Origin of the sequence: Microcystis aeruginosa FD4, from assembly GCF_009792235.1 — a bacterium.
In the GTDB taxonomy this organism is placed as follows: Bacteria; Cyanobacteriota; Cyanobacteriia; order Cyanobacteriales; family Microcystaceae; genus Microcystis; species Microcystis viridis.
The window spans coordinates 245,717-271,627 of record NZ_CP046973.1; the positions used below are offsets into that span (position 1 = coordinate 245,717).

The window sequence follows — 25,911 nt, forward strand, 5'->3', positions numbered from 1 at the left end:
ATTAATCAAGCAAAAAACATATCTCCGTAATTTCTATAAACCTCCTGCATAATTAATTTTTGATGGTTCAAAAACAGCAATAGTAAGGATTAAATAACACAAAATCTTTAAATAGACCATTTAATTGATTATTATTCATTCTTAATTCTCCTGACTACTGACTACTGGCTACTGACTCCTAACCCTAAAAACGATTTTTGATTTCTGCAAGAGGTCTTATGAGAGCAAATGAGGTACTGGATTTATATGCCAAGGGCAAACGCAATTTCACAGGAGTAAAATTAAAAGGACAGTGTTTTCACGGACAGAATTTATCGGGGGCTAATTTTAGTAAAGCAGATCTGCGTGGCACTAATTTTCAAGGGGCTATTTTAGAGAGAACTAAATTTACAGAGGTCAAGGCAGGATTACTAAAGCGCGGTCGGCTACAATTAATTTTAATTTCTTGGTTAATAGCGGCTGTCTGCGGGTTTCTGTGGGGATTAGCTGGTTATTATCTAGCTTTAATGCTGGTGACAGATGTAACCGAATTTAAAATCATTGCTGCGGTGATAATCACGATTTTATCGCTAATTTACGGAAGATTTTATCCTCAGCGAGTTGGGGGATTGCCCTTAGTTTTATCCTTAATTTCTGGGAAAAAAATAAATTTTATCCTAGCAATTTTTATCAGCTTAATTTTAACTTTATTGACGGGGATTATATTAGCTTTTCAAGGATTATTAGCAGGAATAGCTGCGGTGAATATAACTTTGTCTATAGCTTGGATTGTTGGGGTTTGTGGTACTTTATTCACCGCTTATCTGGCCTGGTTATCCCTAGAAGAATCGAGAGAAACGATCACGAAATCCATGGCAATTGCTTTTTTAGCCAGTAAGGGTACAAATTTTTTCGGGGCAAATCTCCAAGAAGCTGATTTCACGGGAGCGCAGTTAAAAGCCACTGATTTAAGGGCAAAAGACTTAACTAGAACTCGATTTTATCTGGTATCGGGCATCGAGCGAGCGCGCTGGGAAAAGACAATTTTGGCCGAAGTGGCGATTAGAAATCTTCTGGTTACTGGTCAAGGGGAAAATAAAGCTTATATTGGCTATAATTTTCGCGGACTAAATCTTTCTGGGGTTAACTTCAAAAATGCCAACCTGACTAGGGCAAATTTGAGCGAGGCAAATTTAGCCTACGCTAATCTAGAAGGGGCAAATTTAGCCCATAGTAACGTGATGAGAGCCAATTTACAGGGAGCCACCCTGACGGGTGCTTGTATCGAAGCTTGGAAAATCGCCGAAAATACCAATTTAGAAGGGGTTGATTGTGATTATATCTATTTAGTCGAGTCCGAGGGAGAGCGCCGTCCGGGTGAGGGAGAATTTGGGGAAGGGGAATTCCAGCAATTGGCCCTGGAGCAGCGAAAATTGTATATTGACGAATAAGATAAATGCTAAGCTGTTCGTGATTTAAATTGCTTGTTGAGACGAGGCAAGAGGCACTCTTGCAAGAGGCAAGAGGCAACAGTAAAGGGATTGGGGGAGATTCGGCTAATCTAAAAATAAGCGATTTAAATACGTCTTATGCTATACAAAGCGAAAATTGCGGCACCGAAGCGGACAATTAGAGGGATAATAAGACCAGCCTTAACACCTATCCCCCGACTGGTAACTGATCACTGATAAGCGATGGTGAATATTTCTAATCAAGTTATACCCAATCGGGGACTAGCGCCCCTTAGAAAAGTCTCCGATGTCCAAATCCTAGCGGCGATCGATATTGGTACGAATTCGGTTCACATGGTAGTGGTGAAAATTGAACCGTCTTTACCCGCTTTTACGATTATTGCCCGAGAAAAGGATACAGTCCGTCTGGGCGATCGAGATAGGAAAACTGGTAAATTAACCCTAGTAGCCATGGAAAGAGCGATCGCCGCTTTAAAACGCTGTCACGATCTGGCTATTAGTCTCCATGCGGATCAGATTATCGCCGTTGCCACCAGCGCCACCCGGGAAGCGACCAACGGCGACGAATTTTTGGCTTTAATCGAGAAAGAAGTCGGTATTTCTGTAAATCTCATCTCTGGACAGGAGGAAGCGCGCCGGATTTATCTCGGTGTCGTCTCGGGGATGGATTTCCAAAATCAAGCCCATATTATTATCGATATTGGTGGCGGTTCCACAGAATTAATCTTAGCTGATAGTCAAGAAATTCGCTTTCTTAGTAGTACCAAAATCGGCGCGGTGCGTTTGACGCAAGATTTGATCACTACCGATCCCATTAGTACCACAGAATTAGCCTATTTAAGGGCATACACCAGGGGAATGTTGGAGCGGGCAGTAGAAGAAATTAAACATCATTTACAGGTGGGAGAAGTGCCGCGTTTAGTGGGAACTTCTGGGACGATCGAAACTTTGATGACTATCCATGCTTGGGAGAAATTGGGGGAAATTCCTAATCCTTTAAATGGCTATCAATTAACCCGTAAAGATGTCAAAGAATTGGTCAAGCGTTTCGCCACTTTGGACTATCATCAAAGACTGGCAATTCTGGGGATGTCCGATAAACGGGCCGAGATAATTCTAGCTGGTTCGATCGTGCTTTTGGAAGCGATGACCATGTTAGATGTTGATAAGTTAGTTCTCTGTGAAAGGGCCTTGCGAGAAGGGGTAATCGTCGATTGGATGCTGACGCACGGTTTAATTGATAATCGGTTACTTTATCAGAGTGAAATCCGTCAGCGCAGTGTCTTGAAAATAGCGAAAAAGTATCAAGTTAATTTAGAATCGGCCGAGAGAATAGCGAGATTTTCCCTGTCTTTATTCGAGCAAACGCAAGGACAATTACATTCTTGGAATCAGGAAGCTAAAGATTTATTATGGGCGGCGGCTATACTGCATAATAGTGGTTTATATGTTAGTCATGCTGCCCATCATAAACATTCCTATTATTTAATTCGCAATGGTGAACTGTTGGGCTATACGGAAATAGAGTTAGAAGTTATCGCTAATATCGCTCGTTATCACCGCAAAAGTAAACCGAAGAAAAGGCACGATGATTTTATGAAATTAACTGAATACTATCAGTATATGGTCAGACATCTAAGTGCAATACTGCGCTTGGCTGTGGCTTTAGATCGGCGACAAATAGGAGCGATTAAAAAGATTGAATGTAAGTATGATCCCGAATATAGAACCCTACATCTGCATCTTTTTCCCAATAATGCTGAAGATGATTGTGCTTTAGAATTGTGGAGTTTAGACTATAAAAAACCTGTTTTTGAGGAAGAATTTGGGGTGAAAGTGGTGGCAACTTTGGCATTTTTACCCTGAAATCATCAGCGGTGAGTAGCTTGAAATCGGCAAGATTGTAATTTTCGCGACTTGTTAGCGATTATTCTAGGTCAAGATTATCGACCGAGGTAAATTGATAATTTTTGTTGATAATTAAGTAAGAAAACAGTTAAAAACTGCGAAGTTACTGTTACAATCGAGAAGGAATAGGAACGCAGGAAAAAAAGGAGGCGAAAAACTTGTTGCAATTAGCTAAAATTGGTCGTTTGATCGCTCTTGGTTGCTTGGGAACGATACTGACTAGCTTTCCTGTCCTCTCGGCCGAGAGAATCACTTTTATCTTACCGCCCTTTAGTCGTACCCTAGAAATTAGTTCCCTAGAAAACTTTGTCGAGACTGGCAGAATTGACGCTAATCTAAGACAATATTTAGGTAATACCACGCCGGAACAACAAAGAGAATTTCGGCAAGCTTTAACCACAAGTAAAGAAATTAATCCCGTCCTGATCTCGCGCTTTTTTAACACCACAATGGGGGAAGATATCCTCAACCTTTTAGGGGGACTGATCACCATTCAAGGGGATATTAATGGTAAATTTGCCCTGCGTTCTGCCCTAATTAAATCAGCTTTTGAACCAGGAGGGGTAACTATTCTTAACCTGCTGCGTAATCTGCCCACTAATATGCAGATTGATGTGACAAAAGTGGCAAGATTAGCCCGGGCGATCGATATCGTCCTGAAAGCGACCACAGTATTTACGGAACAGGTGGCGCAATTATCTTTAGAAGAAGCGAAAAAGGCCAGTGAAATTAATTTTACCGCCATGACCGACCCCCGACAACCAGGCCCCCAACAAGTGGAACAAATGCGGCTGGATTTAACCGATAGCCGTCGTCAGAGGGAACTTTATCTGATCATTGTCAAACCCAAGGGGCAATTAACCCAGAAAACCCCCGTTATCGTCTTTTCCCACGGTTTAGCTTCCCGTCCTGAAGATTTTGTCCGACAAGCGGAACACTGGGCTAGTTACGGTTATCTCGTCGCCATACCCCAACACCCCGGCAGCGATACCCTACAGGTGCAGAATCTGCTCGCTGGTTTATCGCGGATGGTTTTTGATACCAAGGAATTTGTCAATCGTCCATTGGACATATCTTTTGTGATCGATGAATTGCAAAGACGCAATGCGGGGGAATTTCAGGGGCAATTAGATGTAGATAATGTGGGAGTTGGTGGACATTCCTTCGGCGGTTATACAGCCTTAGCTGTAGGTGGAGCGACGATCGATTTCGAGAATTTACAACGGGACTGCCAAAGAAGATTAGCTTTTCTCAATGTCTCCCTCTTGCTGCAGTGTCGTGCTTTGGATTTACCCCGAGAAGAATACAACTTTCGCGATCGGAGAATAAAAGCGATTTTTGCAGTTAATCCGTTTAATTGGAGTATTTTCGGGGCTAAAGGACTAGCTAAGATCGAAATTCCCACTTTTGTAGCGGCAGGAACCTACGATCCCGCTACCCCCGCTATTTTTGAACAGGTGCGCTCTTTTCCCCTGCTCAATACCGAAAATAAATATTTAGCTCTGATTGAAGGTCAAGCTCACGTCGATTTTTCGGTACTAGACGCGGGAATTAACGAAACGATCGAATCCATAGCCGATCTTACCTTGCCAGCACCATATCTGATCGATAGTTACGCCCATTCCCTATCTTTGGCCTTTTTTGAGGTGTATATTCGCAAAAACCCCAGCTATAAACCTTTTTTACAGGCGGCCTATTCCCAATATCTCAGTCAAGGCCAAAAGTTTAGATGTTTTCTGATCACCCGCGCCTCCTCGGCGGTTTTAGAACAACTCATCGAAGATTTTATTGCACAAAATGTCCGTTAATCAGTTATCAGTGATCAGTGATCAGTGATCAGTGATCAGTGATCAGTTATCAGTTTACTGATCACTGATAAGCTCCCCACTTCCCCACTGCCAATTCATAATTCGTAATTTATGTTTGTTGAGGGCGTTTAAGTAGTAATTGGATAGCCAAAAGAATTAAACCAATGGTGACAAAAGCAAAAATAAAGGTTCCTAGAGAAGCTAAACCAAAAACCAAAGTGCGGACAGCACTGCCAATTCTCAAGGCGATCGGACTGTGTGCAACCATTGGTTTTGAGTAAAAAGAATGACCGATCGCTGCCGTGAGATAATAGAGAATTGTCCCCAATGCGGCGGAAATTGCCGCACCAACTAAACAGCGAGTAGGAGTAACTTTTTTGGTTTCTAATTCTGTGGTCATTACTTTTTAGTCCTCAAATTTTAATTCTAAGTAGGGAGGCACAATTATTTGTAGGATGGGTTAGCGCACTTCGTAACATGAGCGGGCGTTGGGTTTCATGCTTCAACCGTTCGGCAAAAGCTCACGGCCGAAGCCCAACCTACGTTCTCAACAAGCAATTTAAATTACGAACAGCTTATTCTGGTCGGATTTCATCCCCCGCAAAGGTGAGTATCTTGTCGAAAAATGTAGCGGGGGCATTCATCCGACATTTTAGGTAAAATAAAGTGAAACACTCCGGGGTGAGGTAGACAAGATTGATAGTGAACACTCATTATATATTAATAAACATAAATAAATATGAAGTAATTTAAGTTTGAAGAAGAATGAACCCGATCTTTTTTACGATGGGGGTAAAACTGATTTTCAATTTCTCAGGTTGAAAGATGAATCCAGATTAAGCTATCTCAACGATAAGAGGACAAGCCAATGTTTGAAGATTTTACCTATATTACCGATGAGGCTTTTTTAGAGAATTATTGGTGGGAAGAAAAAGTTATCTGTCCCCACTGCCAAGGCAAAGGAAGAATCTATCTAGAGACAGAGAATGAATCCGTCCCCTGTAAATTCTGTGAGGGTAAAGGCATTGTTCAACGAAAACAAGAGGAAACTAACTATTCCTAAAAATCTGTATAATCAGATACCATAAATTAAAAATCTTCTTGAGTTAAAACCTCTGGCTGACATTGTTTAATTTCGCTGTTAATTCCCACGGCAGATTCCGATTGTAGGTCTTCGATATAACCGGATTGATGGGATAAAGCTTCAGAAAAACTCTCGAAAGGACCGAAATAATAGAGACATTTCGGCTGACTGGTGGTGATCTCTACCCACCAGGGTTGAGGGGGTAAACTAGGCTTGATCGAGACAGTTTCTGGGTCAAGAGGCCTGATACTGAGAATCTTGGCCCCTTGGCGCAGGAGGCGCTGTGTTTCTTGACTCATGCGGCTTTTAGGTACTCGCAAGACTGTCTGGGAGAAGCGTTGAGGCAAAGAGCCAGAAGAACCGGAAAAAACAACTTCATAGAGAAATATTTGATTCTCTCCCTGATTATTAGCCTCTAGCATACAGAAAAGATTCTCTTTTGGGGGTAAGGGTTAAAAAAACAGACGCTACTTTGGGCAGATGACTCAAGCAAAATCATCTCCTAACAGAGTAGCGCCTCTTGATACCCTAGCATAGAGGGGCAAAAAGTTAAATTTTGACATACTCTCCCCTCAGAGCATAGGTTAACGGGAGATTCTTCCACAGGAAGAACCCGATCGAGTTCTTTATGATGCTGTAGGGGAATATATAGCCGTTATCTTAATGGTGGGATAGGAAGTTTTCGTTTTGGGGAGTCGGTGGTCGATGCCAAACCCTGTTATACTTCATCTTTATGAGAAACACTGTCAATAGGGGTTGCGGCAAAAAGTTTTTCCTAGGGGTAGGGTGTGGGGTGTAGGGTGTAGGGTTTGACCAATTTTTAGGTGGTCAATTACCTAATTTTCAGGGAAAAAGTCCCTAAATTTTCCCACCGAACAATCCAATGGCTGGCACTTTTTTATTTCAAAAAGACCAAAAGATATTATCCAACAAGGTTTTTATATTTATGCAGCAATCTCTCAATAATATTGACAACAAATAGAGTTTTTTAACAAATATGCGGCCACCAAAATTAAGCTTAGGAACCAGATTATTTTTATCCCATCTCCTCGTTATGGTGGTGGGATTGAGTAGCTTTATTATCATTGCTAAATTATCTTCTCCGCGAATGTTTGTTTTGCGTTTGGAACAGTTAGAAAGGCAGGGATTTTTTACCGTGCGCTCGGCGAGAACTTTCTTGGTTAGGGGTTTTGAGACAGCTTGGGATAGTAGTGCCATTTGGTCATTTATTGCCGGGGGAAGCACAGCTGGTTATCTAAGTTTTTTGGTTTCTCAACGCATTATGAAACCGGTAAAACAAATGAAACAAATCACTAAAAATTTGGCTGAGGGGGATTTATCGGCGCGAGTTCCAGAAAGCGAAATCCCAGAATTAAATCAATTAGCCATCAGTTTTAATCAGATGGCGATTAGTTTAGCCGATGTGGAAAAAAGGCGCCGGGAATTAATCGGTGATCTTACCCACGAATTACGCACCCCTTTAACTGTAGTGCGGGGATATTTAGAAGAATTAGCCGATGGTGCGATCAAACCTAATCCAGAACTTTATCAAAAATTAGTGAAAGAAACCCGCAGATTAGAACGTTTAACCCACGATCTACAGGAGCTATCGCGAGCAGAATCTGGTTATCTCTCGATTAAACTGCAACCTGTTAATTTATTACCTTTGTTAAATTCTCTCATTGAAAAATTTGCCGATCAATTATTAGAAGATGGACCGACTTTACAGTTAGATTGTCCCCCCAATTTACCCTCTGTTATGGCCGATCCTGATCGCCTGGAACAAATCTTAGTGAATCTGCTCGGTAATGCCATTCGTTACACCGATCATGGTGCAATTACCCTGCAAGTGACAAGGGACAAAAACCACCTACAAATTGCCGTTATCGATACAGGAATCGGCATCGCAGCAGAGGATTTACCCTTTATTTTCGAGCGCTTTTGGCGGGCCGATCGCTCTCGTTCCCGTTATTCTGGGGGTAGTGGTATCGGTTTAGCGATTACCCGTCGTTTAGTGGAATTACACCAAAGTCAAATCGAGGTGGAAAGTGAATTAGGTAAAGGCAGCACTTTTCGTTTTTCCCTAGCAATATCTACGAATTGAGAGATGGGGATTTTTCAGTGAACAGTGAACAGTAAACAGTGATCAGTGAACAGTAATCAGTAAACAGTGAACAGTAATCAGTAAACAGTAAACAGTGATCAGTAAACAGGTATAAAGATATAGCGCTTTTCACGTTACTGAGGTATCAACAAGTTTTGCCAACAAAGGGTTTAAGCCCCTTGCCCATACCTCATTCCGATGAAAACTGCTATAAAGATAACTAACTAATTAACTGAAAACTAACATCTGATAACTGATAACTGATAACTGATAACTGATAACTGATTAAATGCCGTGACTTTTGCCGATTACCCAATGACGACGGAAGAAGCGAGCGAGCGAAGTTTCTTCTAAGGATAAGTAAATCGGTCTACCGTGGGGACAGGTGCGTGGATTACGGGTATTTTGCCAATCATCGAGTAAATTCTGCATTTCTTCTAAACTCAAAGCTGTACCGTTGCGGATCGCACTCCGGCAAGCGGTGGCAACCTGAGCGGTTTGTAAATCCCCCCCTAAACTTAATTCTAGTAAAGCATCAGCCCGATCCTGCCGCTCTTTTAGTAGAACAGGAATACTACGAATCGCCCAAGAGCGATCGCCAAAACTAGCAACTTCTAATCCTAAACGTTGTAATTGTTCGATTTGTCGAGTAGTTAACTGATTTAAGATGATCGGATCGTCTAACGGCACGATTTCCCAGTTATCCTCTAAACGTTCGTACAAAACCCGCTCATGGGCAATATGTTGTTCGACTAACCATAATCCGTTAGGATGTTGGGCAACTATGTAAGTTTGGTGAATTTGGGCTACTGCCTTTAATTCCAGCCGATTTTTCGGGTATTTCTCCCCTATTGTATAGGTGCTTTTTTCTTCGGCAGCCTTGAGAATTTGACTGACGCGCTGATTTTGCGCTTTTTCGGGTATATGTTCGGGATTTAGTCCTAAAGCCTTGTCTATGGCTGAAATTATCTGTTCTTGCCAAAAAATGAGGTTATGCAGGTATATTTCTGCTTTGGCTGGGTGACGATTCCAATCGATCGAACGAGGGTTAAGATGTAGATGGAGAAAACAAACGGGATAGCGATCTTTAGGGACTGTGCGAGCGAAAGCTTCAAATATTGCCTGTTCTAACTCCGATGAGCGCACCATTCGCCCATTAACAGCAATTCTAACCCAATCTGGTTGATGGCGAGAAATGCGATCGGGCAAACCAATGACTAATTCAATTTGGGCAGATTCTGCGTCAGGAGTCGTTAAGTCAAGTTTTAGAGATGCTAAATCGTTAAAATGCAGAGATTTAACTAATTGCGGTAATATTTGACTGGCATCCCTACCCGGACTAATGCGTAACCAATCTTGATGCTCTTGGAAAACCTGCCAAGTAATTTGGGGATGACAGAGAGCAAAATTATGAATTAAAGTCTGTATATCCTTTAATTGTTTGTTAATTGAAGGTAAAGCTTGACGACGAACGGGAAAGTTACCAAAGAGATTCTCTACCGTGACGATAGTGCCGATAGCTATAGGAATCGTTTCTAAATTATCCGGCTCGCCTTGGTGATTGTAAAGACAATAACAACCTAAATCATCGTCATGGCGACTGGCAACCCGCAGACGCGCCACCTGTGCGATACTGTGCAAAGCTTCACCACGGAATCCGAGACTGGTAATCTGCCAAAGATCGTCCCGTTGGCGGATTTTGCTGGTACTGTGGGCATAGCTACACAGTTGCAAATCTTCTCTGGACATTCCCCTGCCGTTATCCGATACCTGTATTCGCCAGTTTTGGGGAGATATATCGATGGTAATCCTATCTGCCCCCGCATCAATGGCATTTTCGACTAATTCTCGCACCACAGCGCCTAAAGAGTCGATTACCTCTCCTGCGGCAATTAAATCGATTACGTCTTGGGGTAAAACTTGTATGGGCAAGGTCATCAATTAATGGTTTTAGCCAAGGGCAAACTCGGTATATTGTCGCACATGGGGCGCATGGTAAGCTAAAACGATGTCTTGTTTGGGGACTCCCCTCGCTACCAATTTATCAGCGATCGCTTCTTCCGTGCCGTCGTGCTGCACCCAGATTTTATTATTGATAATATCAACGTGAATTATACAGCCATAAATGCGCGTGCTGCTGTCCCGCCAACCCACATGAACCAAGAGATAACGATCCTGTTTGGTATCAAAAACTGTTTCGGTTTTGACGGGATCACTAGGCGCTCTCAGTTTGGCTCTTTCGATCATTAATTCTTGAATATGTTGGCGATATAGGTCTATTTTATCCATTGTAATTTCTCCTTTTTTTCGGTGTCGTACACTATCAAGGGAATCTGATTTTTGTGAATTACTGTCTGAATAAATGTATTCTGAAAAAAGCGTTTGTATATATCTGCGGGAATCGCTAGATAAAGTAAGCGTTTAGGATCATTATCTTCTAAAGCGATACGATAGTTAATAAATTGACCAATAGCTGTATGAAATTCTGAAATTGCCGAAGCTGCTAAAAATGTTTTAATTTCTACTGCTATTTTCTCATCGTCTTTTATAGCAGCTAATAGCCTTTCTGCACCTAAATCTAGATAAAAATCAACAAAACCTAAGTCGATAGTGTAAGGATCATGAGTGATTGTCCAACCCTCATTTTCCAAGTCATGCTTAACCAATCCATGAAACTTATCTCTTGCAGACATGAGTAAGAACAAATTTAGAGATAGAAGGTAGATTGAGGGTGTGTTAGTCTCAATTAACACACCATTAATTTTATTTTTAAGTCAGAACTAGCCCAATTATGGGATAGATGTTTTAATTTCTTGCATAATCATCAACCTAAAAAGATTTAATTGTATTCAAAGATTCGGTAACGTGAGCCTTAAAATCTAACATAGAATCAAAAATATGTCTGACGATTCCCTCTTTATCAATGATATAGGTAACTCGTCCGGGGAGGACGAATAAGGTAGCGGGAACACCGAATAATTTCCGCACTCGGTTATCGCTATCACTTAAAAGGGTGAAGGGAAGATTATATTTTTGGGCAAATTGTTGATGAGATTGGGGACTATCGGCACTAATACCAATAACTTCCGCACCCGCGTCGGTAAACACTTCGTAACTATCGCGGAAAGCGCAGGATTCTGCGGTACAACCCGGAGTATCATCTTTGGGATAGAAATAAATTACCAGGGATTTTTTACCGATTAAATCGCTGATATTAACCGTTGTCCCTGTTTGGGAAGGGAGAGAAAAATCGGGAATTCGATCGCCTACTTTTATCGCTGCCATAAGATTAATTAATGAATAGATAATCGTGGATAGGGTGATACTTTAACATTCTAACCTTTTTTGGTCTTTTGTTTAGCCCGTTTAGCGGCAGCTTTGGCCGCTTTTTCTGCTTCAATGCGTTTTTGTTCGGCTTTTTGTTTTTCTTCGTCTAGTTTTTCTAGATAATAGTGATAATCTCCTGCGTAGGCAATTAATTCGCCCTCCCGAATCTCGACAATTTTGTTAGCTACCTGGGAGATAAAATAACGATCATGGGAAACAATTAAAACCGTGCCTTCATAAACTTTTAAAGCTGATTCTAACATTTCCTTGGCGGGAATATCGAGGTGATTAGTGGGTTCATCGAGAATTAATAAGTTAGCGGGAGCAAGTAACATCTTGGCCAAAGCAAGACGCGCTTTTTCGCCACCACTCAAAGATTCTACTTTTTTTAATACCGTTTCCCCACTGAATAAAAATCGCCCTAAAAGACTGCGAACTTCCACATCTTTCCAATCGGGAACTTCATCATGAATGGTATTTAAAACAGTCTTAGTTAGGTCTAAAGCTTCCGCTTGGTTCTGCTCAAAATAACTAGGAATAACGTTGTGTTTACCGATTTCGATCGAGCCTTCTGTGGGTGGTTCTAACCCAACAATTAAACGCAAAAGCGTCGATTTTCCCGCACCATTCGGTCCTAAAAACGCCACTCGATCGCCTCTTTCTATTTCCAGATTTGCTCCCAAAAAGAGAATTTTATCATCGTAAATGTGAACAAGATTTTTAATAGTTACCACTTCTCGACCACTACGCACTGCCGGAGGAAACTGGAATTTTAAGGTACGCACATCGGCGATTGGTGCTTCAATTTTTTCTACCTTTTCTAATTGTTTTTCCCGGCTTTTTGCTTGGGTACTGCGGGTGGCACTGGCCCGGAACCGATCGACGAAAGCTTGCTGTTTTTCTAGTTCTTTTTGTTGACGTTCGTAGGCACTTAACTGAGCGGATTGTTGTTCGTATTTTTGCTGTAGGTAGGCAGAATAATTACCTAAATAAGTGGTAGAAACTCCCCTTTCAGTTTCGACAATTTTGGTACAGAGGCGATCGAGAAATTCCCGGTCGTGGGACACTATGACCATGGGAGTGGTTAAATCCTTGAGGAATTTTTCTAACCATTCAATGGTTTCTAAGTCTAAATGGTTAGTCGGTTCATCGAGGAGTAAAATGTCGGGAGTTTGCAGGAGAATTTTGCCTAAACTCATCCGCATTTGCCAACCACCACTGAAGGAACTTACCAAGCGATCGCCGTCATCAATAGTAAAGCCCATTTCTGGTAAAATTTTCTCGATGCGCGCTTCTAATCCGTAACCATCTAACGCTTCAAATTGTCTTTGTAGGCGATCCAATTGATGAATTAAGCGATCTAATTCTTTAGGATCAGCTTTTTCCATGCGCTGAGGAATTTCTATTAGTTGATGGTGGACTTGATTCGCTTCTTGAAACACCGTCCAAAATTCCTCGCGTACCGTCCGACGGGGATCCACTTCAAATTCCTGGGTAAGATAACCGATATGGAGACTGGTAGGACGGATGATCTCCCCAGCGGTGGGTTCCACTTCCCCCATAATAATCTTCAGCTGGGTGGATTTTCCGGCCCCATTCACTCCCACCAATCCGATGCGATCGCCAGTTTTTACTTCCCAAGTGACATCTTTTAACACTTCTCCCGTCGGGTAAATCTTACTAATTTTCTCTAGTCGTAGCATCGCTGATTTTTCTCCAGTCCTAGGCCGGTGAGGCAGTCCGCCTTTATTGTAACATTTAGTTAAGCTTTATCTGGTCTCTGTCAAGTTTTCTCGATTGAGCCACCCGACAGTATTTTTTATTTGAAAGAGATAATAATGTTTAATCCCCACCCCATAAAAAAAGAAACAGCTAGTTTGATCACCAAAGATGGAATTAGTTTAGCTGCCGATATTTATCGTCCCGATAGTAGGGAATCTTTTCCCATTTTACTAATGCGACAACCCTACGGAAAAACGATTGCTTCTACGGTGGTTTATGCCCATCCTAGCTGGTATGCACGTCAGGGTTATATTGTAGTAATTCAGGATGTCCGTGGACGGGGAAAATCGACGGGAAAATTTAATTTATTTGCCCATGAAATTAGCGACGGATTAGAAACTATTGAATGGGTTTTAACTATTCCTAATAATACGGGTGTGGTGGGAATGTATGGTTTTTCCTATCAGGGAATGACCCAATTATACGCAGCTGCTAATGGTCACGGTGCTTTAAAAACTATTTGCCCGGCGATGATCGCTCACGATTTATATCGAGATTGGGGCTATGAAAATGAAGCATTTAATTTCCAATATAATCTCGCTTGGGCAATACAATTAGCAGCGGAAACAGCTAGATTAAAAGGAGACGAAACTGCCTATCAAAAACTCTGGGTAGCTTCCCGAAATTTACCCCTTTTTGATCCTATTGCTGCCTCTCCCCAAATTCTGCAAGATTTAGCTGCTGATTCTTTTTATCACGATTGGATTACTCGTTATCTTCCCGATGACTATTGGCAAAATTTATCCCCGCAAAACCTTTTAAAAAATATCGATTTACCGATGTTACATATCGGGGGTTGGTTCGATCCTCATCTCCGGGGAACTTTGGGTTTATACCAAGAAATGCAAGCGCGTTCTATCTATCCCCAACAGCTAATTATTGGTGCTTGGACTCATCTACCCTGGGGGAGAAAAGTAGGAGAGATAGATTATGGTCAACAGGCAATTAGTCCTGTGGATAAAATGCAGCTGCAATGGTTTGATTATTTCTTAAAAGGTCAGGAAACGGAGTTATTAAAAAATCCTCCCCTGTATCTATTTCAAATGGGGTCTAATCAATGGCACTATCTGGAAAAGTTTCCCAGAGAAAATCAGCAAATTTATTATCTTGCTAGTCAAGGTTTAGCCAATCTGCGCGAGGATGAGGGGAAATTAAGCGCGATTTTGTTAGAACCTGCGATCGAGGATACCATCGTTCACGATCCTTGGCGACCAGTGCCATCTTTAGGAGGTCATAGCGCCCTACCGGGGGGAATATTCGACCGCACCATGCTAGACTGTCGCAGTGATGTGATTACCTACACTTCTCCCCCCCTAGAGAAAGATTTAGCTATTTTGGGTAGTCCCCGTCTGGATTGTTATTGTCAAGCAGATGCGGTTAGTTTCGATATCTGTGCGGTGGTTTCTCAAGTTACCCCCGATGGTCGAGTTTTTAATATCACTCAGGGTTATAAACGGGTAAATAATCCCGAATTGCCCCTAAATATTGCCCTGCAAGCCACTTTTATCACTATTCCTCAAGGTCATAGCTTGCGTTTGAGTCTCAGTGCCTCTTGCTTTCCCGCACATCCCGTCAATGCGGGGACCGGCAGCTATCCCCACGCGAGTCGGGCGATCGATTTTTCTATTATCACAATTAAGGTTTTTTGTCAAGGAAATTTTCCCGCAAAATTGCTATTACCTTTAGTCGGGGAAAGCTAAACCGCTGCGGGGATCGCGAATGTATAAACCTAACACCAGCGAGGAGATAACCGTATCCCAGACGGGGGTGAATTTGTCCGCATCATCGACCCAATAATCCATAGTAATTAAACATTGAACCCCGGAACCAATGCCCACGGCAATGCGCGAATAAGCTGGCCGATTTTCTTGGGGGTCGATGAATTGAATTTGCCCCCAAACAATGCGTACGGTTTGGCGTTTTTCTTGGATAACTTCGCCGATTTCGTGAGGATTGCGGCTATCTTCACGAGCTAATTTTTTGACCATTCCTTTCAGGGGTAATTCTTTCCAATCTCCGGGGGGAAGTAGATTATAGGAAACCTCTAAACGACAATCATCATCGGGGGGTTTTCTATCTAAAAAACGAAAGGAATTATCATCGGGTTCAAAATGCCAATCTTGCGGAACTTCAAAGCGCACTGCACCGCGACCAGCTACAAAAATACTGTTACCAGGACTAGATTTCCAGTTATGATCTGGATTTAAGTCGAGGGTTTCTTTGATCCATTGCAGATTGTGTTTTTTGGATTTAGCCATAGGTATAATCCTGCGGTAAGAATCAGACTATAGCTGTCATTATACAGGCTTTTTCCTGAGAATTAACCAAAGCTTCTGTCTTCACCCTTAAGATAACTGCTGTATAATTTTTAGAAATCCCACAGCACGGGATTATCATCCAAGAAATCAGTTACCTGTTTACCAATATTATCAATTAATTTTAGGTCTTCCGGGGTTAAATTAATTGTCATTGCTTGAGCGTTATTAACTGCTTGAGCAGCATTTCTTACCCCAGCAATTGCATTAGTTTGAGGTTGCTTAATTAACCAAGCAAGAGATAATTGAGCTAAGGAACAATTATAGCGGTCAGCAATCGGTTCTAATTGATTTAAAGCCGCTTGTACCCTCGGAAAGTTTTCGCCATGAAAGAGTTTATTTTTAATTCTATGGTCTTCCGCTGCCAACTGATAACCGGTTCTAAATTTTCCTGTTAATAAACCTTGGGCAAGGGGAGAATAGGCAAGAATAGAAATATTATTCTCTATACAATAGGGCATAATTTCCTTTTCTACCGAGCGCCAAAACAGAGAATAGGGAGGTTGAATACTCTCAATTCTGCCGTATTGACTAGCTTCTTCCAGTTGAGAGCGGGAGAAATTGGAAACCCCTATAGCTCGAATTTTTCCCTGTGCTTTCAGATAATTAAGAGCGGCCATAGTTTCAGAAATAGGCACTATTTCCGTGTTCCATGAGCCACTAGGCCAATGAATTTGATAAAGATCGATATAATCAGTTTGGAGGTTTTTTAAAGAGCGATCGCAAGCTGCGATAACTTGCTCATATTTGAGGTGATTAGCAAAAACTTTTGTGGCATAAATTACCTGTTCTCGCACATCGGCTAAAGCTTGAGCGACAATCGATTCTGAGTGACCTTCCCCGTAGATTTCGGCTGTATCTACAGTGGTAATTCCTGCCTCAAAAGCGGCACGAATTGCTTTAATACTTTCCTCATCTTCAATACCTGCCCACATCTTTTTTCCTGCTTGCCAAGTACCCACGAGAAGGGGAGTAATTTCTATATTAGTCTGACCGAGATAGCGTTTTTGCATAACAGTTTTTTTGATGGGTTATGTATGCTTAGGGTTTTAGTCGAGTTTAGGGTTGAAAATCTCAGCTAAAGAGGACTAAAGTGACAAGGATAAAAACTTTTACCAGTAGGGGTGTAAAGAACAAACTTAATAAGCCACAAAAAAGACCCAATAAGCGGGTACTGAGGCTAATTATTTCGCCGTGAACATTGTAGCTAATCGACAGGGAGATTAGGGCTAGAGTAAGGAGAAAAATCATAGTTTTCTTTCCTGAGTCTATCGAGCAGAAAAGCCGTGACCGCTCACGACTTTTCGCCGTTTCTATATCTATTATTAGCTCGATTACTTAGCTAATGACATCGGGTCAAAGTAAACTTTTTTAACGGAAAAGATTAAAAAATCCGTTGAAAAGGCCTGTCAGACCGGTAAAGGGACTTAAAACCGTGCCGAGGGTGTCGGTAGCAGATGCCAGACCGTTACGATGAACCACAACCACATCATTATTGCGGAGAATCGGGTTAGTTTTCTCGTTGATACCCTGGGAAAAATCGATGTTAATTGAGGTTTTGGTGACAGTCCCGTTAGGATTGAGACGAATTAATTCCACTGTGGACTGATTGGCCCGACGCTTATCAAAGTCTCCTGCGGTTAAAATTGCCTGATTGAGAGGGGTATTGGGAGGAACTTCAATTGTCCCTGGTTTGACCACTTCCCCGACCACTTTCACGTTAATAGTTTTAGGGGCAAAACTAGCCGATGCTAGGGTTTCTGATTCCTTGGCCGAGATTTCGGTAGCGGTGGGGATAATCACTGTATCCCCTTCTTGAAGAAAGATATCGCCGGTCATATCACCTTTATCGAGCAAACTCCAGAGATCTACGGGGATTTTCTGCTGGGAACCGTCACGAGTATAACGCAGCACTTGTACCTGTCGGATATCGGCAAGAGGTTTGATGCCTCCCGCTTGTTGGATAGCTTGGGTTAGTCGGGCCGGTTTCCTGGTGCCGCCGCGATCTAGGTCATTATTATTATTATTATTAATATTATTGGGAGTGGGGACAATACGATGAGACCCCGGACGATAAACTTCTCCCACCACAGTAACATTAATTTCTCGATCGCTATCTAGTCCAAAATTGGCATCGGCTAATTGATTGACTTCCCCGACGCTAAGGGTCGTTTTAGTGGGAATAACGATGCTATCGCCATCTCTAAGGCTAATATCTTGGGTTTTATCGCCTTTTTGGATTAATTGCCAGAGATTGGCTTGAATTAGCTGTTCTTGTCCCTTGAGGTTGCGTCGGATTTGAACTTGACCAATATCGGCCACCGTAGTCACTCCCCCCGCTTGCCGGATTATTTCGGTCAATAGGGGCGTTTTTTGGCTTTGTTCGGGGTTAATTGTATAAGTACCCGGACGATTAACTTCCCCCGCGATGGCGATTTGCAGAGGCCGGGGGGTGAGAATGCTAACAGTAACCACGGGACGTTTGAGATAGGTGCTGTAACGTTTAGCGAGGGTTTGGCCGGCTTCGGTAACGGTCATTCCTTCCACTTTGACGCTACCAATCAGAGGTAACGTCAGGGTTCCATCGGCCAAGACGAGGAAATCGCCGCTTAAATCCGCGACTTGGTAAACGGTGACGCGCACTTTATCCCCTTCTCCTAGGGTGTACTCTTTGCTTTCTGCGGGGATAGGGGCAATCGCTTCTTTAGGGGGTGCATCACTACTAGGAGGAGTAGCTTGGACTGGGCGAGCCTCTAAGGAAGTTAGGGGGGCAATAGTGCCGATAATTAATAGATAACGTAGTGATTTACTGATTAAATCCTGTAATTGGCTGCTATTTAACATGATCAATAGGATTAATTTTATCGTTAACATTGGCGATCAGTGTAACATAAATAGTCGATCGCCTATGGAAACCCCCTGCAATATCGCATCTATCGAGAGTTACCGCTAACTGTAAGATAGTTTTAACGATTGCCTGTATGTAAAGGGGTATATTAATTTTTTGACATCCTCGCCGCCGTAAACGGACGGCGATTCCCAAACCTCACGATTTAGGTTTCTGCTTCTTTCCCTTGCGGGGTTCCGCACCTGCCTTAACAGATTTACTCTGTTCTGGTCTTATGGTCGCTCTACAGACTGACACCGCAAGTCCTGCGGCCAAAATGTTTTTACTAGCGTTAATATCTCGGTCATGGTGCGTCCCACAGTCTGGACAATCCCACTCTCGAATATTTAACGGCATTTTCTCAGCAATATACCCGCAATTACTACACCGCTTAGAACTGGGAAACCATCTATCTACTTCGATGTAATTTCTCCCATACCAACGGCATTTATAGGCTAATTGTCGGGTGATTTCTCCCCAACTAACGTCAGATATTGCCTGAGATAATTTCGAGTTTTTGACCAGATTCTTGACGGCTAAATTCTCAACCACAATCGTTTGGTTTTCACGAACTAATTGAGTGGTTAGCTTGTGTAAATGGTCTTTTCTACTATCGGTGATTTGAGCGTGAATTTTGGCTACTTTGATTCTCGCTTTTTCTCGATTTTTTGAGCCTTTCTGTTTTCTAGAAAGATTTTTTGGGTCCTTTCGCAGTCTCTGATAATGCTTTTTAAAATGCTTAGGATTAGATACTTTATCACCATTGCTGGTAATTACTAGGCTACTAATTCCTAAGTCAATTCCGATGGCTTTATCGGTTGGGGGTAAGGGTTTAATTGTTGGGTCATCAAATCTTATTGAGATATGCCAACGTCCAGAAGGATGTAATCTGACTGTTACTGTGCTTGGTTCACAGCTTTCTGGGATTTGTCTTGACCATCGAATAGGTAAAGGTTCTGTGCATTTGGCTAAATAGATTTGTTTGTCTTTAAATTTAAAAGCAGATTTGCTAAATTCGGCACTTCCTCCTTGATGTTTTTTCTTAAAGTTAGGATACTTAGTACGACCAGCAAAGAAATTGGTAAAAGCTGTTTGTAGGTGTCTTAAACCTTGTTGTAAAGGTACACAACTAACTTCGTTTAAAAAGTCTAATTCTTCTTGCTTTTTCCAATCAGTTAGCATTGAAGAAGTTTCAGTATATCCTACTCTTTCTTGCTTTTCGTACCAAGCTTGTGTTCTGAGATGGAGAGCCTTATTGTAAACTAATCTTACACAGCCCAAAGTGCGCCGCAATAGGGACTCTTGTTCGGGTGTGGGGTAAAATCGGTAAGAATAGGCTTTTTCCATGCCTCACATTTTAGCATATATTTCGTAAATGTGCTAATATTTAACGGTAAAGCCGTCGTAGAACGACGGGGTTTCAGACCCAAATTTTCGATGACAGCTACTAGCACAATTCCCGATTTTTGTCAAGGGATAAAATATTTTGGGGCTTCCTTACCCGAATTTGATAAATATGCAGGAAAAGCCGCTATCGCTGCGGGAAAAACCGCTATTATTGCCGCTAATGACCCGAATGCTATCTATCAAACCCTCCTAGCCGCCGATGCTTTGCGTTACCTCACCCTACAAATCACCGCTACCAAAGAATCGGGACACCCCGGCGGTTTTGCCAGCGCTGCCGACGTGATTGCCTCTTTGATGATGCTAGGCCAGAAAAATATTTTCACCGAAGTGGGCCATCATGCCCCCGGTTTTTATAGTAACGTCTTTCTTGATCGCTCTCTGGAAGCCATGGGCATCAGCAACGTCAGCCAATTGGGAGAACGTTTTCGGGAAAAACACGGACTTTTAGGACATCTTTCTGGACAAATCCCCGGACTGCTCGGGCCCGCTGGTCCTTTGGGCCAAGGACAACATTTCGCCATGGCGGCGGCCAAATTACACCCTAATACCCTTTTCCCTGTGACTATCGGGGATGGTGGTTTAGGAGAACCCTATATTATGAGTAGTTTTGGTCATTTTCACACTGCTTATCCCGAAATTACCAATTTTCTGCCGATTTTAGTTTGGAATGGCTATTCCCAAGAACACCATAGCATGGTGTCCCTGAAAACTAACGCCGAAATGGAAGCCTATTGGCGCGGTAATGGTTTCGAGGAAGTGATTCTCATTAATGCCAAAGACTTCGATGATGCTAATCAAAATGGGGAATATGTAGATAGCACCAAATTCTCTTTTAACCAGCGTCTAGAGTTCATGAAAGCGGTGTTAATGGCCACGGATAAAGCCGCCCAATTAGCTCTAGGAGGCAAACTAACGGTGATCATTATTAAACAACTTAAAGGGGCGGGAGTTCACAAACGGGGAGCGGCTTCCCATAATCTTTATCCGGGAGATTCTTTAGAAAAAGATTATATCGTTGCTGCCTTACAAGAACGCGCTTTACCCCCTGAAGCTTGGGCAATTGTTCGTACTAATTTCCAGCGCTCTGGAGGAGGTCCAGCAGCGGAAACAGTGGTAACGGAAAAAGTCTTCCCGCTGCCGGATTTAGGAACCTTACCGATGACGGAATATACTGTGGGTGGCGATAAAAAAGTGGCCACTACCGCTATGGGGGAATTAGTAGTAGCTGTGGGTAAAGCTGACCCCAATTTTGTCGTCACTAATGCTGATGGTAATGCCGCTTCGGGAATTAATAATATTAACGTCGGTTTAAAGATTATTCACCCCACCACAGATGATAGCTATTTCCAAGCACCCAAAGGTCAAGTTTATGAACCTTTAAGCGAGGATGCCTGTGCCGGATTAGCCGTCGGTTTATCTCTCTTGGGAGCGCGGACTTTATGGTGTTCCTACGAGTCTTTTGCTATCAATGGTTTACCGATTTGGCAGACTGTAACTCAAGCGATGGCTGAGTTACGTCGTCCCACCCCTTCTACTATTACTTTATTCACCGCTGGAGCCTTGGAGCAAGGGCGTAATGGTTGGACACACCAACGCCCAGAGATTGAAAATTATTTCGCCGCTATGATGCGAAATGGCAATATTTTCCCGCTCTTTCCCTGCGATGCTAACAGTATTCAAGTCTGTTATGAATGGACGTTAGGAACTAGCAATAAAGGCATTACAATCACCGCTAGTAAATCGCCTTTACCAGTACGAAGCACCTTTGAGCAAACCCGTCAAGCTTTGGAAAAAGGCGGCGTAATTCTCCACGAATCGGAAGGCAGTAAAAAAGTCGTTTTTGCCGTTATTGGTGATATGACTTTATTACCCGTTTTTGATTCGGCACAACAGTTAGAAGCGGCAGGAATCGGCGTAAAAATCGTCTCGGTAATTAATCCTCGTCGTCTCTACCGTCCTAGCGATGTGATGAGTGAAACTAGCTCAGAAGCTGATAATAATTTCCTCGATGATGCTGGTTTTGACAGTCTCTTTGCTGGTGATGCTTTAATCGGAGTAACCGGTGGTACAAGCGCCATGTTAGAACCGATTATGTTACGCAGTAATGCGCGTCGGGATGTCTTCGCTTGGAAACGGGGAGAAACCACCGCCAGTGCCGGGGAAATTATGGCCTATAATGGCTTAACTGCCAATGCTTTAACTGCGCGTGCCACCCAGTTATTAGGTTAAGTTCCCAGTTAGTTTTTTTGATTATTCCCTACTCTCTCTGATTGGAAAGTAGGGATTTTTTTCTCAGGTCACTTTTGCCAACGGGGTAAACTTTTCAACATTCGCCAAAGATGAGGATATTGGAGGGATAGATAGCGTTTAATATGGGATTTTAAACTAACTAAATCCTGAGATTCTTTCAGTTCTCTATCTTGATAAAAACGAATTAAATCATCCCGTCTTTTCAGTAAAATTTTAATTTGTTGGTAATCTTCCGCGCTTAAAACTTGATGGGGTTGAATATTTTCTGGCAGCGGGCGCGGGATGTAAAAAGTTGTATGAGATGGTGATAATTCTTCGATAGGACGTTCTTTGGTATAGAGATAGATAGAAAGAGATTTACGCGATAAATGCCGTTGATTTTCTGGTAAATTAATCTGAGAAAATCCATGCCATGAATATTCATTGGTTTCAAAAATAAGACAACGATTAAAGATAGGTACAAAAGATTTAATCCTATTTTCTTCCGGTTGACGAGGATTGGAATGTAATTCTAGATTCCCTCCCCAATCTGCTTGCCATTGGGGATTTAAATAGATTAATAAATTCAAGCGGCGATGATACCAATGACGCTCATCAAGGTTAAAATCAACGTGAGGGTCTAATTCTTGACCGTGTAAATTTTCGTGGGTTCCACCCCCATAAAAACTAGGGTCTGGAATTAAATTATCGATACCAGTTAATTGGGAAATTAACTCTAAAAACTCTTGAGCTTGAATGTAGTGGACAAACTGTTGATAAACACCCCCCAAACCGATTAAATCCTCATTAACTGCCTTTCCGCCAACTTTTCCTAACTCACTAATAGCTTTTTGCGGATTAAAACTGGGAAAATTTTCCAGCAAAATTTGCGCTTGCTTCCTAACTAAAAAATTATCGATGACCAAATGCTTAAACGGTTGCGCTGTCTCAAAATCTTGACGATAGACAGAAGATTTCTCATAAACAAGGGGATTAATAAACATTAGACAGCTTTTTTGTTGGTATGATGAATTGTAGCAATCAAACTAGCAAAATAAAGATTAACTCTCCTATTGACCTCATCGCCTATGGACTGGTGGCACAAACTCAAAGATAATCCTCTCGCCCGTTGGGGAGCAGTTTTACTGTTAATCTTCTATTTAAGCGTAATGGCGGCGGATTTTGTCGCTCCCTACTCTCCCTACTCCTCCCAACCCGGTCAGTCTCTCCTCCCCCCCACCCAAATCTTTTGGCGCTCGCAGTCGGGAAGTAACAAGGGTGAGTGGATTGGCCCCCACGTCTATCCCACCACTCAAAGTGCTATTAATATAGAAACTGGTGAGCGGAAGCTAATTAGAGATTTTAACAACCCCTTGCCGCTGCGTCTCTTGGTTAAGGGTGAAACCTATAATTTCGGTCAAATTCGTCTACCTTTACCGCCAAAATGGCAGGAAGTAACTTTATTTCCCGGTATCCCCTTTGATCGCCATCTGTTCGGGGTCATCGGCGATGGTAGAATCAATATATTGGGAACTGACGAATCAGGACGTGATAGTTTTAGTCGCTTGATTTTCGGGGGCAGAATTAGTTTATTTATCGGTTTAGTCGGGATTTTAATTTCTTTCCCTATCGGTTTATTTGTTGGTGGCGTTTCTGGCTATTTTGGCGGCTGGTTAGATGCGATTTTAATGCGTTTTGTGGAAGTTTTAATGACTATCCCCGGCATATATTTACTCGTAGCTCTGGCGGCAGTTTTACCCGCAGGATTAACCAGCACCCAGCGCTTTTTATTAATCGTCCTGATTACTTCTTTTATCAGTTGGTCGGGATTAGCGCGGGTAATTCGCGGTCAAGTTTTATCCCTGAAAGAACAGGAATTTATTCAGGCCGCTAAAGCTATGGGAGCAAAACCCCTTTATATTATTCTGCGTCATGTGCTGCCCCAAACTGCCAGTTATATCATTATTTCTGCTACATTAGCCGTGCCGGGGTTTATCGTGGCCGAATCGGTTTTAAGTTTAATTGGTTTGGGAATTCAACAACCAGACCCTAGTTGGGGAAATATGCTTTCTTTGGCTACCAATGCCTCAATTATTGTTCTACAACCCTGGTTAATTTGGCCACCTGCTTTGTTAATTATTCTCACTGTTTTAGCTTTTAACTTACTCGGTGATGGTTTACGCGATGCCCTAGATCCTCGCAATTTAGAGAGATAATTTAGTTATTTTAGCCATTATCAGTTATCACTTCACTGATTACTGTTCACTGTTCACTGATAACTGAAAAGTCTCCCCACTACCCCACTTCCCATTATGAATAAAATCAGTAAAACTTTTAATAATTTCGCCGATAGTTTGGTGATTTATAGTCAAAGATACGGGAAAATAAGCTGGTTAATATTTTTAATTATCTTTGCTTGTATCATGACGATAACCTTTAATTATCCGGCCCAATCGACTAATCAAACCCAAGAAAAAGCCGAAATTCGTGGAGTTTGGTTAACTAATATCGATAGTGAGGTATTATTTAAACCGCAAACCCTAAAAGGGGCCCTTGATAGGTTGGCTGATTTAAACTTTAACACTATTTATCCCACGGTCTGGAATTGGGGTTATACACTCTATCCTTCTAAGGTAGCAGAAAAAGTCACAGGACGAGCGATCGATCCCCATGAATCTTTAAAAAATCGCAACTTTTTAAAGGAAATAATTAGCCAAGGTCATCGGAAAAAATTAAGAATTATTCCCTGGTTTGAATTTGGTTTTATGGCTCCTGCGGATTCAGAATTAGCAAAACGACATCCCGATTGGTTAACCCAAAGACAGGATAAAAGCGTGATTTGGTGGGAAGGAAAAGTGCATCAACGGGTGTGGTTAAATCCCTTACATCCGCAAGTACAAAACTTTATTACGGATTTAGTCAGCGAGATTATTACTAACTACGATATAGAAGGAATTCAGTTTGATGACCATTTTGGTTATCCCGCCGATTTTGGCTATGATGAAACCACAATTAAACTCTATCAAAGGGAACATTCGGGACAATTGCCACCGCAAGATTACCAAGATAAAGCATGGATTCAATGGCGGGCCGATAAAATTACTGACTATATGAGTAGTTTAGCCCAGACCATTAAAAAACGCCAACCTAGAGCGATTATTTCCCTATCTCCTAATCCCTACACTTTCTCCCTAGAATCCTATCTTTTAGATTGGCAAAAATGGCAAGAAAAAAACTTGATTGATGAGCTAATAGTACAAGTGTATCGAACTGATATGAACGCCTTTGACTGGGAATTATCCCAACCAGAATTACAGCAAGCTAGAGAATCTATACCCGTAGCTATTGGAATTTTATCTGGTTTAAAAGGTCGTCCGATTCCGATGGTTAATATTACTCAACAAGTGGAAAAATCGAGACAACAAAATTTTGGCGTTTCTTTCTTTTTCTACGAAACTTTATGGAATATGAGCAATGAATCTCCTTCCTATCGACGCAGGATTTTTCGGGAAATACTCCACTCTCCTAACCCTAGCTAAAATTGCTGAAAATTCCTGACTTTAAGTGAAATTATCGCCCTAACCCCGCTATAGTTTCTTAAGTTTATCT

The 25,911-nt window shown here is 42.1% G+C and carries 22 protein-coding genes; 9 read left to right on the forward strand and 13 right to left on the reverse strand.

Annotated features, from left to right (window positions below):
* Window positions 1–218 precede the first annotated feature (218 nt).
* The 3 genes from GQR42_RS01205 to GQR42_RS01215 all read left to right on the forward strand — a co-directional run bounded on the left by GQR42_RS01205 (window position 219) and on the right by GQR42_RS01215 (window position 5,167).
* Window positions 219–1,430 carry a pentapeptide repeat-containing protein gene (locus GQR42_RS01205; RefSeq protein WP_158198595.1) on the forward strand — a complete coding sequence of 404 codons (1,212 nt, stop codon included), beginning with the start codon at window positions 219–221 and terminating at the stop codon, window positions 1,428–1,430.
* A gap of 243 nt (window positions 1,431–1,673) precedes the next feature.
* Window positions 1,674–3,317 (forward strand): Ppx/GppA phosphatase family protein, encoded by a 1,644-nt coding sequence (locus GQR42_RS01210; RefSeq protein WP_158198596.1) that lies wholly within the window; start codon window positions 1,674–1,676, stop codon window positions 3,315–3,317.
* 200 nt (window positions 3,318–3,517) lie between these two features.
* The gene (locus tag GQR42_RS01215; RefSeq protein ID WP_158198597.1) at window positions 3,518–5,167 is read left to right on the forward strand and encodes an alpha/beta hydrolase; all 1,650 of its coding nucleotides are present in this window, start codon (window positions 3,518–3,520) and stop codon (window positions 5,165–5,167) included.
* Between the two features lie 109 nt (window positions 5,168–5,276).
* On the opposite strand, the gene GQR42_RS01220 is transcribed toward GQR42_RS01215, so the two are convergent.
* Window positions 5,277–5,567: a DUF3082 domain-containing protein gene (locus tag GQR42_RS01220; RefSeq protein ID WP_002786666.1), complete on the reverse strand. Its 291-nt coding sequence runs from the start codon at window positions 5,565–5,567 to the stop codon at window positions 5,277–5,279.
* A 468-nt stretch (window positions 5,568–6,035) separates the two neighbouring features.
* On the opposite strand from GQR42_RS01220, the gene GQR42_RS01225 reads away from it, so the two are divergent.
* Window positions 6,036–6,230 (forward strand): hypothetical protein, encoded by a 195-nt coding sequence (locus GQR42_RS01225; protein ID WP_158198598.1) that lies wholly within the window; start codon window positions 6,036–6,038, stop codon window positions 6,228–6,230.
* Window positions 6,231–6,256: 26 nt separating this feature from the next.
* On the opposite strand, the gene GQR42_RS01230 is transcribed toward GQR42_RS01225, so the two are convergent.
* Entirely contained in the window at window positions 6,257–6,673 is a 417-nt protein-coding gene (locus GQR42_RS01230) for a DUF1816 domain-containing protein (RefSeq protein WP_158198599.1), read from the reverse strand.
* A gap of 575 nt (window positions 6,674–7,248) precedes the next feature.
* Here GQR42_RS01230 and GQR42_RS01235 point away from each other — a divergent pair.
* Window positions 7,249–8,355 carry a sensor histidine kinase gene (locus GQR42_RS01235; RefSeq protein ID WP_158198600.1) on the forward strand — a complete coding sequence of 369 codons (1,107 nt, stop codon included), beginning with the start codon at window positions 7,249–7,251 and terminating at the stop codon, window positions 8,353–8,355.
* Between the two features lie 285 nt (window positions 8,356–8,640).
* Here the strand turns inward: GQR42_RS01235 and mutL are convergent, their stop codons facing one another.
* The 5 genes from mutL to GQR42_RS01260 all read right to left on the reverse strand — a co-directional run bounded on the left by mutL (window position 8,641) and on the right by GQR42_RS01260 (window position 13,385).
* On the reverse strand, window positions 8,641–10,293 hold the full coding sequence (gene mutL / locus GQR42_RS01240; RefSeq protein ID WP_158198601.1) for a DNA mismatch repair endonuclease MutL: 1,653 nt from the start codon (window positions 10,291–10,293) through the stop codon (window positions 8,641–8,643).
* 12 nt (window positions 10,294–10,305) lie between these two features.
* Window positions 10,306–10,644: a XisI protein gene (locus tag GQR42_RS01245; protein WP_158198602.1), complete on the reverse strand. Its 339-nt coding sequence runs from the start codon at window positions 10,642–10,644 to the stop codon at window positions 10,306–10,308.
* Window positions 10,632–11,048 (reverse strand): XisH family protein, encoded by a 417-nt coding sequence (locus tag GQR42_RS01250; RefSeq protein ID WP_158198603.1) that lies wholly within the window; start codon window positions 11,046–11,048, stop codon window positions 10,632–10,634. The genes GQR42_RS01245 and GQR42_RS01250 overlap by 13 nt, the downstream gene beginning before the upstream one ends.
* Before the next feature lie 136 nt (window positions 11,049–11,184).
* Window positions 11,185–11,640, reverse strand: a complete 456-nt coding sequence (locus GQR42_RS01255) for a peroxiredoxin (RefSeq protein ID WP_158198604.1) — start codon at window positions 11,638–11,640, stop codon at window positions 11,185–11,187.
* A 50-nt stretch (window positions 11,641–11,690) separates the two neighbouring features.
* Window positions 11,691–13,385 carry an ABC-F family ATP-binding cassette domain-containing protein gene (locus GQR42_RS01260; RefSeq protein ID WP_158198605.1) on the reverse strand — a complete coding sequence of 565 codons (1,695 nt, stop codon included), beginning with the start codon at window positions 13,383–13,385 and terminating at the stop codon, window positions 11,691–11,693.
* Between the two features lie 135 nt (window positions 13,386–13,520).
* Between GQR42_RS01260 and GQR42_RS01265 the strand changes: the two genes are divergently transcribed.
* Window positions 13,521–15,164 carry a CocE/NonD family hydrolase gene (locus tag GQR42_RS01265; protein WP_158198606.1) on the forward strand — a complete coding sequence of 548 codons (1,644 nt, stop codon included), beginning with the start codon at window positions 13,521–13,523 and terminating at the stop codon, window positions 15,162–15,164.
* Here GQR42_RS01265 and GQR42_RS01270 read toward each other — a convergent pair.
* The 5 genes from GQR42_RS01270 to GQR42_RS01285 all read right to left on the reverse strand — a co-directional run bounded on the left by GQR42_RS01270 (window position 15,147) and on the right by GQR42_RS01285 (window position 20,013).
* Complete coding sequence (locus tag GQR42_RS01270; RefSeq protein WP_158198607.1) at window positions 15,147–15,722, reverse strand: hypothetical protein; 576 nt, start codon at window positions 15,720–15,722, stop codon at window positions 15,147–15,149. The two genes, GQR42_RS01265 and GQR42_RS01270, sit on opposite strands and share 18 nt — an antisense overlap.
* 110 nt (window positions 15,723–15,832) lie before the next feature.
* The gene (locus GQR42_RS01275) at window positions 15,833–16,792 is read right to left on the reverse strand and encodes an aldo/keto reductase (RefSeq protein ID WP_158198608.1); all 960 of its coding nucleotides are present in this window, start codon (window positions 16,790–16,792) and stop codon (window positions 15,833–15,835) included.
* Window positions 16,793–17,150: 358 nt separating this feature from the next.
* Complete coding sequence (locus tag GQR42_RS01280; protein WP_158198609.1) at window positions 17,151–18,653, reverse strand: polysaccharide biosynthesis/export family protein; 1,503 nt, start codon at window positions 18,651–18,653, stop codon at window positions 17,151–17,153.
* Window positions 18,613–18,822: a hypothetical protein gene (locus GQR42_RS27325; protein ID WP_199273377.1), complete on the reverse strand. Its 210-nt coding sequence runs from the start codon at window positions 18,820–18,822 to the stop codon at window positions 18,613–18,615. The genes GQR42_RS01280 and GQR42_RS27325 overlap by 41 nt, the downstream gene beginning before the upstream one ends.
* Before the next feature lie 3 nt (window positions 18,823–18,825).
* Entirely contained in the window at window positions 18,826–20,013 is a 1,188-nt protein-coding gene (locus GQR42_RS01285; protein WP_158198610.1) for an RNA-guided endonuclease InsQ/TnpB family protein, read from the reverse strand.
* Between the two features lie 90 nt (window positions 20,014–20,103).
* Here GQR42_RS01285 and GQR42_RS01290 point away from each other — a divergent pair, with 90 nt between their 5' ends.
* Window positions 20,104–22,302: a phosphoketolase gene (locus GQR42_RS01290; protein ID WP_158198611.1), complete on the forward strand. Its 2,199-nt coding sequence runs from the start codon at window positions 20,104–20,106 to the stop codon at window positions 22,300–22,302.
* 68 nt (window positions 22,303–22,370) lie between these two features.
* Here the strand turns inward: GQR42_RS01290 and GQR42_RS01295 are convergent, their stop codons facing one another.
* Window positions 22,371–23,306, reverse strand: coding sequence for a 2OG-Fe(II) oxygenase (locus tag GQR42_RS01295; RefSeq protein ID WP_158198612.1), 936 nt, complete (start codon window positions 23,304–23,306; stop codon window positions 22,371–22,373).
* An 84-nt stretch (window positions 23,307–23,390) separates the two neighbouring features.
* Here GQR42_RS01295 and GQR42_RS01300 point away from each other — a divergent pair, with 84 nt between their 5' ends.
* Entirely contained in the window at window positions 23,391–24,518 is a 1,128-nt protein-coding gene (locus tag GQR42_RS01300) for an ABC transporter permease (RefSeq protein WP_158198613.1), read from the forward strand.
* A 96-nt stretch (window positions 24,519–24,614) separates the two neighbouring features.
* Window positions 24,615–25,841, forward strand: coding sequence for a glycoside hydrolase family 10 protein (locus GQR42_RS01305; RefSeq protein ID WP_158198614.1), 1,227 nt, complete (start codon window positions 24,615–24,617; stop codon window positions 25,839–25,841).
* The last annotated feature ends 70 nt before the right edge of the window (window positions 25,842–25,911 follow it).

Excerpts from the sequence above, each read along its gene's own strand:
- GQR42_RS01295 (WP_158198612.1), bottom strand. The coding sequence starts at position 23,306 with ATGTTTATTAATCCCCTTGTTTATGAGAAATCTTCTGTCTATCGTCAA.
- GQR42_RS01205 (WP_158198595.1), top strand. The coding sequence starts at position 219 with ATGAGAGCAAATGAGGTACTGGATTTATATGCCAAGGGCAAACGCAAT.
- GQR42_RS01255 (WP_158198604.1), bottom strand. The coding sequence starts at position 11,640 with ATGGCAGCGATAAAAGTAGGCGATCGAATTCCCGATTTTTCTCTCCCT.
- GQR42_RS01265 (WP_158198606.1), top strand. The coding sequence starts at position 13,521 with ATGTTTAATCCCCACCCCATAAAAAAAGAAACAGCTAGTTTGATCACC.
- GQR42_RS01230 (WP_158198599.1), bottom strand. The coding sequence starts at position 6,673 with ATGCTAGAGGCTAATAATCAGGGAGAGAATCAAATATTTCTCTATGAA.
- GQR42_RS01275 (WP_158198608.1), bottom strand. The coding sequence starts at position 16,792 with ATGCAAAAACGCTATCTCGGTCAGACTAATATAGAAATTACTCCCCTT.
- GQR42_RS01220 (WP_002786666.1), bottom strand. The coding sequence starts at position 5,567 with ATGACCACAGAATTAGAAACCAAAAAAGTTACTCCTACTCGCTGTTTA.
- GQR42_RS01300 (WP_158198613.1), top strand. The coding sequence starts at position 23,391 with ATGGACTGGTGGCACAAACTCAAAGATAATCCTCTCGCCCGTTGGGGA.
- GQR42_RS01250 (WP_158198603.1), bottom strand. The coding sequence starts at position 11,048 with ATGTCTGCAAGAGATAAGTTTCATGGATTGGTTAAGCATGACTTGGAA.
- GQR42_RS01280 (WP_158198609.1), bottom strand. The coding sequence starts at position 18,653 with ATGTTAACGATAAAATTAATCCTATTGATCATGTTAAATAGCAGCCAA.
- GQR42_RS01245 (WP_158198602.1), bottom strand. The coding sequence starts at position 10,644 with ATGGATAAAATAGACCTATATCGCCAACATATTCAAGAATTAATGATC.
- GQR42_RS01305 (WP_158198614.1), top strand. The coding sequence starts at position 24,615 with ATGAATAAAATCAGTAAAACTTTTAATAATTTCGCCGATAGTTTGGTG.
- GQR42_RS01210 (WP_158198596.1), top strand. The coding sequence starts at position 1,674 with ATGGTGAATATTTCTAATCAAGTTATACCCAATCGGGGACTAGCGCCC.
- GQR42_RS01260 (WP_158198605.1), bottom strand. The coding sequence starts at position 13,385 with ATGCTACGACTAGAGAAAATTAGTAAGATTTACCCGACGGGAGAAGTG.
- GQR42_RS01285 (WP_158198610.1), bottom strand. The coding sequence starts at position 20,013 with ATGGAAAAAGCCTATTCTTACCGATTTTACCCCACACCCGAACAAGAG.
- mutL (WP_158198601.1), bottom strand. The coding sequence starts at position 10,293 with ATGACCTTGCCCATACAAGTTTTACCCCAAGACGTAATCGATTTAATT.
- GQR42_RS01270 (WP_158198607.1), bottom strand. The coding sequence starts at position 15,722 with ATGGCTAAATCCAAAAAACACAATCTGCAATGGATCAAAGAAACCCTC.
- GQR42_RS01290 (WP_158198611.1), top strand. The coding sequence starts at position 20,104 with ATGACAGCTACTAGCACAATTCCCGATTTTTGTCAAGGGATAAAATAT.
- GQR42_RS01235 (WP_158198600.1), top strand. The coding sequence starts at position 7,249 with ATGCGGCCACCAAAATTAAGCTTAGGAACCAGATTATTTTTATCCCAT.
- GQR42_RS01225 (WP_158198598.1), top strand. The coding sequence starts at position 6,036 with ATGTTTGAAGATTTTACCTATATTACCGATGAGGCTTTTTTAGAGAAT.